Origin of the sequence: Vibrio sp. SCSIO 43155, from assembly GCF_023716605.1 — a bacterium.
In the GTDB taxonomy this organism is placed as follows: domain Bacteria; phylum Pseudomonadota; class Gammaproteobacteria; order Enterobacterales; family Vibrionaceae; genus Vibrio; species Vibrio harveyi.
Genome location: NZ_CP071853.1, coordinates 1,407,232 through 1,422,830, shown reverse-complemented (window position 1 = coordinate 1,422,830; position 15,599 = coordinate 1,407,232). Strand labels below are relative to the sequence as shown.

The 15,599-nt window shown below is 43.8% G+C and carries 18 protein-coding genes; 14 read left to right on the top strand and 4 right to left on the bottom strand.

The annotated features are described in order from the left end of the window. Positions 1 to 47 precede the first annotated feature (47 nt). The 6 genes from rbsK to J4N44_RS23180 all read left to right on the top strand — a co-directional run bounded on the left by rbsK (position 48) and on the right by J4N44_RS23180 (position 4,868). Positions 48 to 965 carry a ribokinase gene (gene rbsK, locus J4N44_RS23205; protein WP_005452244.1) on the top strand — a complete coding sequence of 306 codons (918 nt, stop codon included), beginning with the start codon at positions 48 to 50 and terminating at the stop codon, positions 963 to 965. A 15-nt stretch (positions 966 to 980) separates the two neighbouring features. Further along, positions 981 to 1,988, top strand: a complete 1,008-nt coding sequence (locus tag J4N44_RS23200; protein WP_005452243.1) for a substrate-binding domain-containing protein — start codon at positions 981 to 983, stop codon at positions 1,986 to 1,988. A gap of 226 nt (positions 1,989 to 2,214) precedes the next feature. Continuing rightward, positions 2,215 to 2,433, top strand: a complete 219-nt coding sequence (locus J4N44_RS23195) for a hypothetical protein (protein WP_005452242.1) — start codon at positions 2,215 to 2,217, stop codon at positions 2,431 to 2,433. A 158-nt stretch (positions 2,434 to 2,591) separates the two neighbouring features. After that, positions 2,592 to 3,329, top strand: coding sequence for a nicotinamide riboside transporter PnuC (gene pnuC / locus J4N44_RS23190; RefSeq protein ID WP_045487393.1), 738 nt, complete (start codon positions 2,592 to 2,594; stop codon positions 3,327 to 3,329). Between the two features lie 4 nt (positions 3,330 to 3,333). Then, the gene (locus tag J4N44_RS23185; RefSeq protein WP_053053869.1) at positions 3,334 to 4,065 is read left to right on the top strand and encodes a nucleoside phosphorylase; all 732 of its coding nucleotides are present in this window, start codon (positions 3,334 to 3,336) and stop codon (positions 4,063 to 4,065) included. Positions 4,066 to 4,187: 122 nt separating this feature from the next. Beyond that, entirely contained in the window at positions 4,188 to 4,868 is a 681-nt protein-coding gene (locus J4N44_RS23180; protein ID WP_005452238.1) for a Crp/Fnr family transcriptional regulator, read from the top strand. A gap of 84 nt (positions 4,869 to 4,952) precedes the next feature. Here J4N44_RS23180 and J4N44_RS23175 read toward each other — a convergent pair whose 3' ends face one another. Beyond that, positions 4,953 to 5,108, bottom strand: a complete 156-nt coding sequence (locus J4N44_RS23175) for a DUF3012 domain-containing protein (protein ID WP_005452237.1) — start codon at positions 5,106 to 5,108, stop codon at positions 4,953 to 4,955. Positions 5,109 to 5,407: 299 nt separating this feature from the next. Here J4N44_RS23175 and J4N44_RS23170 point away from each other — a divergent pair, with 299 nt between their 5' ends. From J4N44_RS23170 to vctC, 4 genes are read left to right on the top strand one after another with little or no spacing between them, the layout of a single operon-like run. Then, positions 5,408 to 6,316 carry a siderophore ABC transporter substrate-binding protein gene (locus tag J4N44_RS23170; protein WP_252045260.1) on the top strand — a complete coding sequence of 303 codons (909 nt, stop codon included), beginning with the start codon at positions 5,408 to 5,410 and terminating at the stop codon, positions 6,314 to 6,316. Between the two features lie 22 nt (positions 6,317 to 6,338). After that, complete coding sequence (vctD, locus tag J4N44_RS23165; RefSeq protein ID WP_009696070.1) at positions 6,339 to 7,274, top strand: iron chelate uptake ABC transporter permease subunit VctD; 936 nt, start codon at positions 6,339 to 6,341, stop codon at positions 7,272 to 7,274. Beyond that, positions 7,267 to 8,217 carry an iron chelate uptake ABC transporter permease subunit VctG gene (gene vctG, locus J4N44_RS23160; RefSeq protein ID WP_252045259.1) on the top strand — a complete coding sequence of 317 codons (951 nt, stop codon included), beginning with the start codon at positions 7,267 to 7,269 and terminating at the stop codon, positions 8,215 to 8,217. Before vctD ends, vctG begins: the two co-directional genes overlap by 8 nt. Positions 8,218 to 8,219: 2 nt before the next feature. Beyond that, positions 8,220 to 8,975: an iron chelate ABC transporter ATP-binding protein VctC gene (gene vctC / locus J4N44_RS23155; protein ID WP_005452233.1), complete on the top strand. Its 756-nt coding sequence runs from the start codon at positions 8,220 to 8,222 to the stop codon at positions 8,973 to 8,975. Between the two features lie 87 nt (positions 8,976 to 9,062). Here the strand turns inward: vctC and cueR are convergent, their stop codons facing one another. Together cueR and J4N44_RS23145 are read right to left on the bottom strand one after the other, a co-directional pair. Beyond that, entirely contained in the window at positions 9,063 to 9,449 is a 387-nt protein-coding gene (cueR, locus tag J4N44_RS23150; protein ID WP_005437780.1) for a Cu(I)-responsive transcriptional regulator, read from the bottom strand. A gap of 360 nt (positions 9,450 to 9,809) precedes the next feature. Beyond that, positions 9,810 to 10,781, bottom strand: a complete 972-nt coding sequence (locus J4N44_RS23145) for a helix-turn-helix domain-containing protein (protein ID WP_252045258.1) — start codon at positions 10,779 to 10,781, stop codon at positions 9,810 to 9,812. A gap of 116 nt (positions 10,782 to 10,897) precedes the next feature. On the opposite strand from J4N44_RS23145, the gene J4N44_RS23140 reads away from it, so the two are divergent. Both J4N44_RS23140 and J4N44_RS23135 read left to right on the top strand, forming a co-directional pair. Further along, positions 10,898 to 12,904, top strand: coding sequence for a TonB-dependent siderophore receptor (locus J4N44_RS23140; RefSeq protein ID WP_252045257.1), 2,007 nt, complete (start codon positions 10,898 to 10,900; stop codon positions 12,902 to 12,904). A gap of 374 nt (positions 12,905 to 13,278) precedes the next feature. Then, positions 13,279 to 13,560, top strand: coding sequence for a DUF2218 domain-containing protein (locus J4N44_RS23135; protein ID WP_017818692.1), 282 nt, complete (start codon positions 13,279 to 13,281; stop codon positions 13,558 to 13,560). Positions 13,561 to 13,920: 360 nt separating this feature from the next. On the opposite strand, the gene J4N44_RS23130 is transcribed toward J4N44_RS23135, so the two are convergent. Beyond that, positions 13,921 to 14,169 carry a hypothetical protein gene (locus tag J4N44_RS23130; RefSeq protein ID WP_005452227.1) on the bottom strand — a complete coding sequence of 83 codons (249 nt, stop codon included), beginning with the start codon at positions 14,167 to 14,169 and terminating at the stop codon, positions 13,921 to 13,923. Between the two features lie 307 nt (positions 14,170 to 14,476). Between J4N44_RS23130 and pcp the strand changes: the two genes are divergently transcribed. Together pcp and J4N44_RS23120 are read left to right on the top strand one after the other, a co-directional pair. Then, the gene (pcp, locus tag J4N44_RS23125; RefSeq protein WP_252045256.1) at positions 14,477 to 15,115 is read left to right on the top strand and encodes a pyroglutamyl-peptidase I; all 639 of its coding nucleotides are present in this window, start codon (positions 14,477 to 14,479) and stop codon (positions 15,113 to 15,115) included. A gap of 166 nt (positions 15,116 to 15,281) precedes the next feature. Beyond that, entirely contained in the window at positions 15,282 to 15,545 is a 264-nt protein-coding gene (locus J4N44_RS23120) for a hypothetical protein (protein ID WP_005452225.1), read from the top strand. The last annotated feature ends 54 nt before the right edge of the window (positions 15,546 to 15,599 follow it).

The following is a 15,599-nucleotide window of genomic DNA, read 5'->3' as shown; positions in this document are numbered from 1 at the left end:
ACTCCTGTTCAAATATAAAGGGTTCATTCAGAACCGAGGATAACCGTATGAATAAGTTAGTGGTGTTAGGTAGTGTAAACGCTGACCATGTTCTTCAAGTGCCTTCTTTCCCTCGTCCAGGCGAGACGCTGCATGGTCGCAACTATCAAGTTATCCCAGGTGGCAAGGGTGCCAACCAAGCTGTTGCGGCAGCTCGATTAAACGCAGATATCGGTTTTATTGCGTGTGTGGGTGATGATTCATTCGGCATCAACATTCGTGAGAACTTCAAAATGGATGGCATCGATATTGCTGGCGTGAAAATGCAGCCGAACTGCCCAACGGGCATTGCCATGATTCAAGTGGCGGACAGCGGCGAGAACAGCATTTGTATCTCCGCAGAAGCCAACGCCAAGCTGACTGCAGAGGCGATTGAGCCAGATCTAGAGCGCATTCGTCAGGCTGATTACTTGTTGATGCAACTAGAAACGCCAATGTGCGGCATCGAGAAAGCTGCGCGAATCGCGAAAGATGCCAAAACCAACGTCATTCTGAACCCAGCGCCGGCGCGTGAATTGTCTGATGAGTTACTGTCTTGCATTGATGTCATCACACCAAATGAAACGGAAGCGGAAGTACTAACAGGTGTGACGGTAACGGACGATGACAGCGCACAAGAAGCGGCAAACATCCTGCATTCGAAAGGCATTGAAATTGTAATGATCACGCTCGGTGCGAAAGGGGTGTGGTTGAGTCAAAACGGTCGCGGTGAAATCATTCCTGGTTTCCGCGTAGAAGCAACAGATACCACAGCGGCGGGCGATACGTTTAATGGGGCATTAGTCACTGGTTTATTGGAAGACTTGCCTTTAGAATCAGCGATTAAGTTTGCCCACGCAGCAGCAGCGATCTCAGTAACTCGCTTTGGCGCGCAAACCTCCATTCCAACCCGAAAAGAGGTTGAGGAGTTTCTGGTTAAAAACTAATTAAGGAGTAATAACATGGCAACGATGAAAGACATCGCAAAACTGGCAGGGGTTTCCACCTCAACTGTGAGCCATGTTATTAACAAAACTCGCTTTGTCAGCGAAGAGATCTCGGAACGAGTCAACAACGCTGCCAAAGAGCTCAATTACTACGCGCCTTCAGCTTTGGCGCGTAGCCTCAAAGTCAATCGCACCAAAACCATTGGTATGCTGGTGACTACCTCAACCAACCCATTTTTCGGTGAAGTCGTAAAAGGTGTTGAGCGCAGTTGCTACCATAAAGGCTATAGCCTGATCCTGTGTAACACTGAAGGCGATAACGAACGCATGCGTGATTCCATCAATACGTTGCTACAAAAGCGAGTTGATGGTCTGATTCTAATGTGTTCATCGTTAGAAGGGGAGCGCATTGATGTATTCGAACGTTACCCTGATATTCCAGTTGTAGTGATGGATTGGGGACCAATGCTGTTCACAAGCGATAAGATCCAAGATAACTCACTTCGTGGTGGTTACTTGGCAGCCAAATACCTTATCGATTGTGGTCACAAAGAGATTGGTTGTATCACTGGACCATTAATTAAGCATCAAGCGCAAATGCGTTACGAAGGCTACAAACGCGCGATGATCGAAGCAGAGCTTGAGTTCAACGCCAACTGGATTGTTGAATCGGACTTTGAATGCGAAGGTGGTTATCAAGCCTTCAAAAAAATGGCGGAACGTGGACCGTTACCAAGTTCTATTTTTGTTTCCAACGACATGATGGCCATGGGCGCAATTAACGCGGCAAATGAGTTGGGTATTCAAGTACCAGAGCAGCTTTCTATCATTGGTTACGATGATATCCACATCGCTAAGTTTATGTCGCCATCCCTCACCACAATTCATCAGCCTAAGTACCGTCTTGGACAAGCTGCTGTAGAGACATTGTTGCGTAAATTGGATGATAAGTCTGACGAAGCTCAGGTTGTGCAACTTGAGCCGACACTGATTGAACGTAAAAGTGTGAAGCGTCTCTCTTAGCTCAAAATTTATTCATTCTCAATAAGTTATAAACCTATACTTTTATTGAAGGTGCTTTTTATAAGGATTTAGGAAGCAACCCCACGCCTTTTGAACAATAAGCCCAACAAAATGTGATTTTTTGCGCGTAAAGTAAAAGATTTCGTGTAGAAATATTCCAAAAAGCTTATTATTAAAAGGGTCTATAAATAGATTTATAAATTATTGTAGCAAATGGAAAATTTTTATGTTCGTCAAGAGATACGCACTGCATTCAGTTAAGAGACCGTGGTTTCACCGTATCAATATTCTCTTAGTCTTATTCGTGTTTTCTTTGAGTGTTTATGAGTTGCTTGCCAATGAAGAATTCATTTACTTATTGGGTATCGCATTTACGTTCATAGCTACAGCACTATTTGCTGCGGCATCATCTTTCAAGAAGCGTTACTTGGGACATGAATCCTAAATAGTGGCGAAGGAATAAGTGTGGTTCAGGCACTTTAAAGCAAGTATTGATCTGATTTATGATCGGGTACATCGAAGGGAGGACAAATGTCCTCCTTTTTGTTTGCTGCGAGGCAATAAGATGAGCACATCCCAAGCACAATAATAAAGGACATCTTCATGGACCTATTTGCCCTGTTAGACATCAATAACACCCTTGTTAATATTCCTATTGGTGGTGGCTATGCGATGAGTTGGATCGAAGCTTTTGGTACGGTTTTCGGTCTGCTTTGTATTTGGTTTGCGAGCCAAGAAAAAACCATTAACTACTTGTTCGGTTTGCTGAACGTAACACTTTTCGCCGTTATCTTTTTCCAGATTCAGCTTTACGGATTGCTTCTGCTTCAATTGTTCTTCTTCTGCGCCAACATTTATGGTTGGTATGCGTGGACAAGACCAAATGCACAAGGTGAGACACTAGAGGTGCGCTGGTTAAGCAAGCAGAAGCTCATCGCGACAGGTTCAGTAAGCATTGTTGCGATTGCGCTGTTAACCATCTATATCGACCCATTCTTTTTCGCGTTGGCTAACATTGCCGTTGATACGTTAAATGTGTTCGGTGCAGGTTTGTCTGAACCTGTGTTGGAGCCAGATGCTTTCCCATTCTGGGATGCAACTATGACCGTTCTGTCTATCGTGGCGCAGATCTTAATGACACGTAAGTACGTTGAGAACTGGATTCTTTGGGTCGTAATCAACATCATCAGCGTTGGTATTTACGCAACACAAGGCGTGTACGCAATGTCGGTTCAATACGCGATTCTAATGTTCATCGCAGCAAACGGCACAAGAGAATGGGCACGTAGTGCGCAACGCAATGGTGACAAGACCTTAACTCAAGCGACAGCGCAAGGTTAAGCCAATGATGAAACAACCTCATATTGGCGTAGACAACACCCAGATAGCATCGCGAGTGATCGTCTGTGGTGAGCCAGATCGAGCAAACCGTATTGCCGCGTTGTTTGATAACGCAGAATTGGTCTCTGAAAACCGTGAATATAGAGTGTTTACTGGCACATACCAAGGTAAGCAAATCTCAGTATGCAGTACAGGCATAGGCGCCCCTTCGATGATCATTGCGGTGGAAGAGCTAAAACAGTGTGGTGTGACAGACGTGATTCGTGTGGGATCGGCTGGTGCGATGCAATCAGGCATTCAACTCGGTGAGTTGATAGTGGCTGAAGGCGCAGTAAGAGACGAAGGTGGTTCGAAAGCATACGTTCGCTCTTCGTATCCGGCTTACGCAAGCTTTTCGTTACTGAAAGCGCTGGATAGCTATTTAGCCGAAAAAGAGGCGCACTATCATTTAGGTGTGGTTCGCTCCCATGACAGCTTCTACACCGACGACGAAGAAGCGATTTGTGAATACTGGAACAAGAAAGGTATTCTCGGCGCGGATATGGAAACCTCGGCTCTGTTTACCGTCGGTCGCCTGCGTGGTCTAAACGTTGCTTCTATCTTGAACAATGTGGTTTTGTATCAGCAGGATGTGAAAGAAGGTGTAGGACAGTACGTAGACGAAGCGCAAGTGATGATGGAAGGGGAGCGTTTAGCGTCTTACGCTGCTCTTGAAGCCTTAATTGCGCAGAGTTAACTGGATCACAGCTTAGTTAATTTTTAAAGCGGCACTTTGGTGTCGCTTTTTTATTGGCTGTCATCAAACGATTCTAGCGAGTACAATCTATTTGAGATTGTTGTCATTAAAGAGAAACTCACGTGAAAATCAGCCCTTACTCAACCGGACGTTTCAAAAGCTTTCTAGAACAGAAAAGTGCCGAGTTTCGTGACTTAATCTATCAATGCCAAATCGGCAGTCGATACTTTGACTCTGGTGAAGAGATCCTTCGCCAAGGTGAGCAGCTTCAATATCTGTATGTTGTGCCAGTCGGTCGAGTTTCAATGAGTATTATTGCTGTCAACGGTCGTCGTTTTCAATTGGGTGAAGCCAATTGCGATTATCATATCTATGGTGAAATGGAGTACTTCACGCAAACGCCTTGTCAGTGGAACGTCGTCGCCGATGAACATATGCAAGTAGATATTATCTGCATCCAAAAACTGACTGAGGCATTGCATCAGCAACCTGACATGATGTTTTTCTTTGCTTCTGCTTTGGCGGAGGATTATCAAGATTCAATGGATATCTATACCAATCGCTTGTTGCACCCAATTACTTACAACATTGCTTATGATTTGCTAGTACAAAAGCAGACCAACACCTTGTTGGGTGGGTTTGACAAAGTAAACCAAGAAGCGGAAAGATTTGGCACGTCAGGACGCGTTTATCGTCGAGCGGTAAAAGATCTGATGGACAAAGGTTTGATCAGAAAAGGCGAGCAGGGGCTTGAGATTGTTGATGAAGCGGCACTAAAAACATTTCTTGATGCTTACGAATAACCCACAACGTTAGAATTCCGAAATACAATGTTGTGGGTCATCATGAGCACTTTTTACTAAGAGCTATAAGCGCTTATTTCTGAATTAGAAAACACAGTGCTTAGCAAAATCAGAAGCTTCGTTAGCAGTCCAATCGCCTTTTGGTTTCTCTTTCATATCGTTACACCACGCTTCACTGCCAACTTCCGTACATGCCATTAGCTGTGCTGCTACAAATAAAACCAATGCTAACTTCTTCATTATCTAGTCCTTTTTAGTGAGTCATTTAAAAGAAGTATAAACATTCATTAAAGTGATAAATATTAATTTGATAACTTTGCGCTTACCGTCTCAAATTCGATATTGGTGAGGTGTAATTCGTTGTTAGACCCACTAAACCTTTAAATCGCCGCGCGTCTACAAACCAAGTCATTCTCGCTGAACCTAGCATCTCGAGGTTACTTGGGTATAAAGTTATTAAAGAATCGGTTGAATGCCTGATTGAGTAACGATATATTGCGAATGCGCATGATAATGGATCTCATTTAAGGCTTAGGATAATGGAAAAACTCGTCAGTGCGGCTCTTGTTTCGCTGCTAACAATCTCACCTGCTTTTGCTGCAACCGTCAAAATCGATCACTACATGGGAACGACAGAAGTCGAACAATCGCCAAAACGTGTGGTTGTGATTGGCTTTGGTCCACTCGATACACTCGATCGTTTTGGTATTGACCCTGTAGCAGTATCGAACGCCTCCCATCTTCCAAAGTACTTATCTAAGTACAGTAAAGCTCATTACAAATCGGCAGGTAGTCTGTTCGAACCAGACTTCGAAACCATCTACATGCAAAAACCAGATTTGATTTTGGTTGGTCCTCGCGGTTCGTCAAAATACGATGAGTTAAGTGAAATTGCCCCAACGGTAGTATTTGCTTCAGGCGAGAATGAAGATTACTGGCAAGGGACCAAAGCACAATGGCGAAATATTGGCAAAATCTTCAATATCGAGAATAAGGTCGAGCAAAAAATTACAAAGTTAGACGCTCAATTCAAAGCAATTCGTGATTATAACCAAGCTCATAATAATGATGCGCTTACGATTCTAAGTATTGGTGACAACATCAGTGCATTTGGTGCGAAATCTCGTTTTGGGGCGATTTACACAGATTTTGGCTTTACAGAAACAGTGAAGAACCTCAAAACAGGCACGCACGGTGATGTAATCTCTTATGAGTTTATTCGCGAAGCTAATCCGAAAAATATTCTAGTTATTGATAGAAATTCACTTCACGCAAAGTCTGATCATGACCTCGCTAAAGCGCTGGATAACGATTTGGTTAAAGCGACTTCGGCTTACAAGAACAAGAAAATTACTTTTCTAGATGTTGACGCATGGTATTTAGCAATGTCCGGCGTGACCGCAACGGAAAAGATGGTGAGTGAAATTAAACACACGATCGATCTGTAAGCGAAGCTAGCTGAGGTTAACTTTGAAAAAGTTATTGCTTGTTCTTGTTGTTCTAAGCGTTGCATCGTTGTTTGTTGGGGTGGCAAATATGACACCCCAACAGTTGTTTTCGGGCAATGCAAAAGCACTAGAACTTTTCTTTACTAGCCGGGTTCCGCGTTTATTTGCCATCCTTCTTGCGGGAGCAGGGCTAAGCATCGCTGGATTAGTGATGCAGCAAATTAGCCAAAACCGATTCGCCGCGCCTTCAACAACAGGTACGATTGAGTGTGCCATGCTTGGTTACGTAATGAGTGTGGTGTTTTTTGGTAATGGCGAACAGCTTTGGCTTGTCTTTGCTGTCTCTATCCTGGGTACCTTGATGTTCGTCCAGTTCATTCAACGTATTCAATTCAAAAGCGTCGTGTTTGTGCCACTCGTGGGCATCATCTTTGGTAACGTTGTTGACGCTGTTACTACTTTCATTGCCTACAAATACGATGCACTACAAAGCCTGTCAGCATGGAGCGTGGCAAACTTTGCAAACATTTTGCGTGGTGATTTTGAGCTGCTTTATATTGCTGTTCCCGTCGCTCTTTTAAGTTACCTATTTGCGGCACGCATTTCTGCGGTTGGCATTGGTAAAGACTTTGCAGTAAACCTTGGGCTGAACTATCAGCAAGTGGTGACGTTAGGCGTACTTTTGGTGTCGGTAATGTCAGCCAGTGTGGTGATGATCGTAGGTCAACTGCCATTTCTTGGGCTTATCGTGCCAAACTTAGTCAGTTACTTCTACGGTGATAATCTCAAACGCAATATCCCGCTTACCGCTATGTACGGGGCAATACTTGTTTTAGCTTGTGACTTGGTTAGCCGATTGATCATCTTCCCTCATGAAATGCCGATTTCAATCGTGATCAGCATCTTGGGCGGAGTGGTGTTTATCGCGATGTTGTTGCGAGGTAAGCAAAGTGCGTGATTCCAAGAAACTGTTCTTATTGGCAGCTGTCGCGCTGCTTTTTGCTTTTTTGTTTATTGGTATTGGCTTAACAGCAGATAACTACCAGTACTTTTTGTCGCGACGTGTGCCTAAAGTGTTAGCTATGGTATTGGCGGGTATTGCGATTGCTCAATCTTCGTTGGTGTTCCAAACCATTACCCACAACCGGATTCTTACTCCAAGCATCATGGGGTTTGATGCGTTGTATGTGTTAACGCAAGTGCTGATTGTTTTGTTGTTTGGTGGTTTAAGCGCTCTCGTTCTGAATGTCTACATCAACTTCTCGATTGCTGTGCTGGTCATGGTGGGATTTTCGCTATTGCTGTTTGGGTTTTATTTTTCAAAAGGCGGGCGCAATCTCATCACTTTGCTATTGGTTGGGCTGATCTTTGGGCAGTTGTTTAACAACATTGCGGTGTTCTTTTCCCTTCTTATGGACCCAAATACTTTTGCGTTTGTGCAATCTAAACTGTACGCGAGTTTCAATAATGTGAAGGTGAACTTGGTGTATCTCAGTTCACCAATATTGCTCATCGCTTGCTGGTTGTTGTATCGCATGCATCGTACTTTAGATGTTTTTTGGCTAGACCAAGACAATGCTAAGAGTCTTGGGGTTGATGTCCCTAATGTGACGCGCAATGTCTTTATTCTCTCTGCGGTTCTCATTGCCATTTCGACGGCTTTAGTCGGACCAATCATGTTCTTTGGTTTATTGGTGACAAACTTGAGCCGTGAGATGTTCCGCTCTTACCAGCATCGTACCTTGTTAATAGGTTGTTCTTTGATGGCAATTTGTGCCTTATTGTCGGGGCAATGGATTATAGAAAACGTCTTTTCATTTGAAACGACGCTGAGCGTAGTGATTAACTTTATTGGTGGTATCTACTTCTTGTATCTACTGCTGAGAAACAAAGTCGTATAAACATGATCGTTATAGATAAATTAACCAAAGCATTTGGTTCCAACAAAGTGGTTGATGGCGCGGATACCCAATTTGAGAAAGGGAAGGTGACATCGATTATTGGTCCAAACGGAGCAGGAAAGAGTACCTTGCTGTCCATGGCGTCACGATTGACCGAGCGAGATGGTGGTAGTGTCATGATCGACTGCAAAGAGATTGCAGATTGGGACACCAAAGAACTTGCGAAAAAGCTGGCGGTATTACGTCAAGCTAACACGATTACGATGCGTTTTACCGTAAAAGAATTGGTATCGTTTGGGCGCTTCCCTTATTCAAAAGGCAACTTGTCCAAAGATGACCATGCGATTATCGACCAAGCAATCGACTACTTAGATCTGAAAGAAATTAAAGATAAGTTCTTAGATGAATTGAGTGGTGGTCAACGACAGTTGGCGTTTATTGCGATGGTGATAGCCCAAGATACGGATTATGTTTTCCTCGATGAACCATTGAATAACCTTGATATCAAGCATTCGCTTCAAATCATGAGAGTCGTTCAACGTCTTGCGCATGATATGAATAAAGCTATGGTGGTGGTGATCCACGATATTAATTTTGCAGCTTGTTATTCCGATGAGATCCTTGCTCTGAAGAAGGGTAAAGTGGTTGCCAGTGGCAAGGTAGATGAGGTAATTCAGGCGTCCACGCTAGAAGATATCTACGAGACACCTTTTAATATCATTGAGCTTAATGGCAAGCGTATGTGTACTTACCATTAAAGCTATATTTACTAAAACAGAATTACGTTAAAACAGTACCTTACTAGAACAATAGCCCTGTAAACCGAAATAGAAATGTTGATGAGCTTACTTGGTGAGCTCATCAATGATTGGACATCGGCTCTCGGCATCGCCCGGACAAGATGAAACCCAACCTTCTAATTGCTTTTTAATTTCCAACAAGTGAGCGATTTTTTGCTCCACTTCATGAAGCTTATCCATCGTACGCGCTTTCACTTCGCTACTTTTGCGATTTGGATTATGCGCCAGTTGCACAAATTCTTTGCATTCTTGCAGTGAGAATCCCGCATTTTTTGCCCGGGAAACAAGGTTGAGCTCTTGGATGTGTTTGTCAGAATATTCGCGATAACCTGAATCGCTACGAGCTGGTGATGAAATGATGCCTTTGTCTTCATACATACGAATCGATTTAGAAGACAACCCCGTTAGTTTCGCAACTGCACCAATATTCATGATGACCTCTGTATTTCAGATAACCTTTCTCGCGAGTATAACGCCAAGTGTTTGTCTTCCCAAATAGCTTTGAGAGCAAATTTATATGGATATATACCCAAGTGACTTCAAGATGCAGGATTCAGAGCGTTGTCATTGATTCGAGAGTAAGGAAAACAACGCAGTGTAATAGCCAGCTCTTTCCAAGTTGTTTGACGCAGCAATCGGGTCAATGACACGCTCCCAAAGGGCGAGCTGCCTTGGCTTGTATACTTTGTTGCCGATTCTTGATTTAGACCCACTAAACCTTTAAATCGCCGCCGCGTCTACAAACCAAGTCATTCTCGCTGAACCTAGCATCTCGAGGTTACTTGGGTATACTCAATGGCTGTTGACGACTTCATGTGGGGGAACTCCAAATACTTTCTTGAAGGCGTTGGTAAAGTTTGATGGATGATGATAGCCCGCTTCGTATGCCGCTTCTGTGATAGTCACTAATCCGCGTTCTAAATGCTGGCGAGCGATCTCTAAGCGGCGATGGCGGATGTAACCATTAATGGTCATATTAAAAGCCTGTTTGAAACGTCGTTGGAGGTTTGAAACGCTCATTGAAAACTCTTTTGCTAGACGCTCTAAGGTTAAACCTTCATCGAGATGTGTTTCTATGTAACTGACCACATTTTCTACGCGAGTGTCAGCGGAGCGATGCTGTTTTTCACATACCGCGCAGTAATCGTCAGGCATTTGCCCGATTGAGTGGGAAAGCACTTGGTAAATCAAGCTTTCGACCTCTATACGATCTTTCATATTTGTCGGAGATTCACGTTGAGTGAGAGAGCGTGCAAGCTCAATTAACGTCTCATTAAGCTCCAGTGTGTAAAAAGCTTGGTGAGTTTCAATGAAGCGCTTGTGTCCACAATTTCCCGCCATTCTCGATTCTAACCAAGGTGGTTTAATAAGAATGTTGATCTTATTCATTCTGTTATTTTGAATAAGTGAGCGGCGGAAGTTAGCGGGTTTTGCTAGGTTAACAACCACACCTTGTGGTGCTTTGTTAGCGTCAAAGTCGAATTGAAGATCGTCATAGCCAAAAGATAGCTTTCCCTCAAGAAGGATAGTAATCAGTAGGGCTGAATGGGCAGTAGAGACTATATTGGAATCGACTAATTCGATGCATCGTCCGCCATGGACAAAGATCTGGTCGTTGTATTGGTAGGAGAGAAATTTCCCTTCAGCAAGCTGAGTTTGGCTGCTTTGACCTTGCGTAACAATTATTTGTTTTTCCGTCTGCTCAAGCTTTTTGGTGAGAGCTACTTTGGCAATTTTAGTTCTTTTTTTGGTCTCTGCCGCCATTTGACGTTTCCTCATAACACCTATGCGATTTTGCATAAGTGATTCGTCTTTGTATTTATGAATTGAGATCCTATCATGCGTGAGAATTATTATCATTTATATTTAGGAAGACGTTTATGGAAAGCCCAGTTTGCTCACCAATTAAGCTCTCAAGCCTATACCTAGCAGTGGGGATGGCGCTTGCCCATCCAGCTTTAGCTCAAGATCAAGACTCTCACTTCGAAGAGGTAGTTGTATGGGGGACGAAAGTATCCAGCAACACCGAATCAATGTTTGCTGACGATATGTCGCTCAAGCAAGCCGATCACATGTCGGATTTACTTCGTGATATTCCGGGCGTTGATGTGGGTGGTACGCACTCTGTCAACCAACGCATTACGATTCGCGGTCTTGGTGAAACCGACCTTGATATCCGTTTGGACGGAGCCTCTCAGCACGCCAACATGTTCCACCATATTGGTAATCTTACGCTTAACCCGGACATTTTGAAGTCAGCGGATATCCAAGTGGGTAATAACTCGGTAACTCAAAGTGGTCTTGGTGGGGCGGTGTACTTTGAAACCAAAGATGCACGTGATCTGCTGCGTTACGATGAAAACTTTGGTGCGCGTGTTTACGGTGGTTATGCGTCTAATGATAACCAACAGGGCTCTTTAACGCTTTATGGGCTGTTGTCTGAAAGCGTGGACGCTATGGTCTACGGTCACTATGTGACGCGTGATGACTTTAAAGATGGTGACGGAAATAAAACCTTTGGCTCGGAAGGTGACGTTTACAATATCCTGGGTAAACTAGGGTACGAATTTGGTGATATCCATCGCATTGAAATCTCTTACGACATGTACCGTGACAGTGGTGATTACAATCCACGACCTGATATGTCTGGTGGCGCGAACAATGGTCTATCCAACAACTTATTGATTCCGACTGATTATGATCGTGACACGGTCACTCTTAGTTATGAATTGCGAGGCGATCAACACCAAGGTGACGTAACACTTTACAACACCGAGACTGAAATTGTTCGTGATGAATCCGTAATGGCACCGCGTTGGCCGGCAAATCGTTTGTCGAAAAACACGGCGAAAAACCAGAACTTTGGTTTGAGTGCAAAATTCCAATCACTGCTGACATTGGGTGATTTTGATCATCGTGCGACGTACGGTCTTGATTACATGGATAAGACTTCGGAGAGTTACTACGGCAGCAGTAAGTTCATGGATGAATCCGCGGTCTCTACAGCGTTATTCGTTGAAGACCAATTCTTCATTTCTGATGCTCTCTCCATCACAGCGGGGCTGCGTTTTGACGATTACCAGCGCAAAGCAGAAACAGGTAACAACGATTACGATGAAGTGACATGGGCACTGGCAGCAGAGTGGGCAATAACACAAGACTGGACGCTATTTGCAAGCTCTCGTTCACTCTTTAAAGGTCCAGAATTAATGGAAACCTTTATCGCTTACCAAGATGTGGCTTACCTACAAGATGGTTTGAAACCAGAAACGGGGCAAAACACACAAGGTGGCGTGCGCTTTGACAAAACCATGGATGCGCATTCATTTGGTGCAAATTTAACCTTCTTCCAAACTGATATTGATAACTACATTGCTGAAGAGTACCAACGTACTACGAAAACTTATCTTATTTACAATTTGGGTGATGTGGAAATCAAGGGCTTCGAAGCAAGTGCCTTCTATGGTTATGAAAGCTTCGGTAGCAAACTGTCATACTCTAAATCAGATACAGAGAACAAAGATACTGGTGGTCCTGTCGCGGGCGGCAATGGTCGCAGTATTGATATGGGTGACAGCATCTCGCTGACGTTGGATTACCAATCTGATTCGCTAGAAACCATCTTTGGTTGGAACTCAATGTTTGTTCTTGAAGAAGACAATGTGTTTGATGGTCAACCTAAGAAAGACAGCTACGATGTACATAACTTGTACGCACAATGGGTGCCTTCTGACATCGATGGTCTATCGGTAACGTTTGGTATCGATAACGTCTTTGACGAGCTATATACGTCTCATGCATCTCGTTCGGGGACGGCCCGAGGTATTACTTTGGATGATTACGAGCCAGGGCGTAACTATAAGTTATCGGCGGCTTATCAATTCTAATATACCCAAGTAACCTCGAGATGCTAGGTTCAGCGAGACTGACTTGGTTTGTAGACGCGGCGGCGATTTAAAGGTTTAGTGGGTCTAAATCAAGAATCGACAACAAATTATACAAGCCAAGGCAGCTCGCCCTTTGGGAGCGTGTCATTGACCCGATTGCTGCGTCAAACAACTTGGAAAGAGCTAGCTATTACACTGCGTTGTTTTCCTTACTCTCGAATCAATGACAGCGCTCTGAATCCTGCATCTTGAAGTCACTTGGGTATAACAACCTTAGCTATTTGGCTCTCATCAGAGAGCCATTTTTTATTCTGGAGAGCTCGAAAGGTACAGCCTAGCGAGAGAGATTTGTTTATGAAGGGAAGTGTAAACCAATGATCAAAGAAACGACGAAAATCGAAAGCGAGCATGCGAGTAAATACCTCGTCACCTTATGTCGCCATTTTGCTCGCAAGGTACCTGCGACTTGGAATGACGAAAAGGGCTTAGTGACGTTTCCTGTCGGAAGCACGGAATTTAGGTTGGAAGGGGAGTGCCTCTTGGTTATCTGTGAAGCGGAATCTGAAGAATTGTTGGTAAAAGTGAAGGCTGTTGTGGCTTCTCATATCGAGATGTTCTCACGAAGAGAAACAATCGAGCTCACTTGGGTTCGCTAATTAGCCGTTATCTTTTCGTTGATGCCAGAAAAAAGCCCCGCTTAGTCCAAGGCTGTCAAGCGGACTAAACGAGGCAAACAGAGCAACTAGGAACACTGCTCTGCGATGGTGTCCGGAAACGAACATTAGAATCGCTTCCGAGATAAATTCTAGGAGTTTCTTTCGCAGTTTTGTCAGCGAAATGTCACGAGTTAAGTCGTTGGTGGCAAGCTTATTTTTTATTTTTGAACAATAGCTTAGAAACCAAACAGGGCTTGTAGGAATTACCTTAAACCTCTGACAGTAGACATAAAAAAGCTCGCTGTTTAAGCGAGCTTTACTGTTTTAGAATCCTCTAAGATTAGAGGTAAAAACATTCGATTAGTGTTTACGCTGTGGACCGTTACGAACGATGTCTTTACCGTTATCGTAAACGTGCTGAGAAACCCAACGACCAAGGATCAATTGGTGTTTGTCACCCAATACTGCCACAAATGGACGACCATCTGTGTTCGTTGTCGCAAGTGCCACACCGGTTACGCCCTCAAGACCCAGTGCGCCACTTTCAATAAGGTGTAAGAAGGCTTCAAGCTCTTCTAGTGTTTCGATAACTTGATTATCAATGTTCATCGTATTCAATCTCTTCGAATTGTAGATACTTAATGGTCGCGTACTCTACCTAAGTTACGGACAGAAACCAAGAAAGGATTTGTACTAACCAAATGGCTCAAGAGACGAGGAGCAGGGGCATGCGCGTGGTTTGAATTCAAGCAAGCAATGGTGAAATCAGGGTGGATCTCAGATTTTCAATCCGAAGCGCAGCGTAATCTTTGGTGGGTGGGAAAAGCGATGTAATAATGCTTCACGTTCTAAAGCTAAGCTGTTGTAAATTCATCATCAACAATTCGTTAAGACCACTACTATGAGACCCGCCACTATGAAGAAAGTTTTGATTACTGGTTTTGACCCCTTTGGTGGGGAATCTATCAACCCTGCCTTAGAGGCCGTAAAGCGCTTAAACGGTAGAAAACTCGACGGGGGTGAAGTGGTAATGTGCCAAGTGCCTGTTACTCGATATGAATCCATTGAAGCAGTGATTGAATCAATAGAACTGCATCAGCCCGATATTGTTATCACAGTTGGTCAAGCGGCAGGACGTACTGCGATTACTCCTGAGCGCGTTGCAATTAATGTGGATGACTTTCGTATTCCGGATAATGGTGGTCATCAACCGATAGATGAACCAGTGATCCCTGATGGTCCGGATGCTTATTTTACGACGTTACCGATTAAGGCGATAACAAGAGCACTGCAACAAGAAAACATTCCATGCCAAGTCTCAAACACGGCAGGGACCTTCGTATGTAATCATCTCTTTTATGGTGTTCAACATTATTTACGCGATAAATCGGTACGTCATGGTTTTGTGCATATCCCACTTTTGCCAGAACAAGATAGCTCGGGCAACCAGCCTACGATGTCACTGGACGTCATTGTTGAAGGGTTGGCGCGATTGGCTCAAGTAGCCATAGATAATGAATCAGATATCGCCGTGACCGCAGGGCAGATTTGCTGATGAGATATCATCGAGCATCTGCCATTAGGCGCATCACTCGGTGTTCTTGTATCTGTTAAGTTGCTCAAATTTTGTGGGCTATGAAAGGAGTAGCATTGAGGTGACAGATGAAAGAGTTTAACTCATTCATTTTGCTCTCTCGTTTCAATAAAAAAGGCGAACTATCATGAAAAGCAATAGAAGTAAGATCATTGCGCTTTCCTCTGCGGTTGTTTTCGCTTTGGCTATTGCGGCCCTAAAATTCGAAAACACTCTCGGACTGCTTCCTATACTCGTTGCCATTGTGGCGTTCTTTACTTGTGTCATTCATACCAGCATGCATCTATCTGGCGTAGGCAATGCAGATGCGTTTGGTTATTACGAACGATCACAGCAAACTAAAGCAAAAGCGCTTCATCAGGGCTTAAACTCCCGAGATAAAAAGCGTTGAAGCATGTCACATTCTCCGTATACTTTGGCTAAGCATTAAAGCACAAGCTTGTCG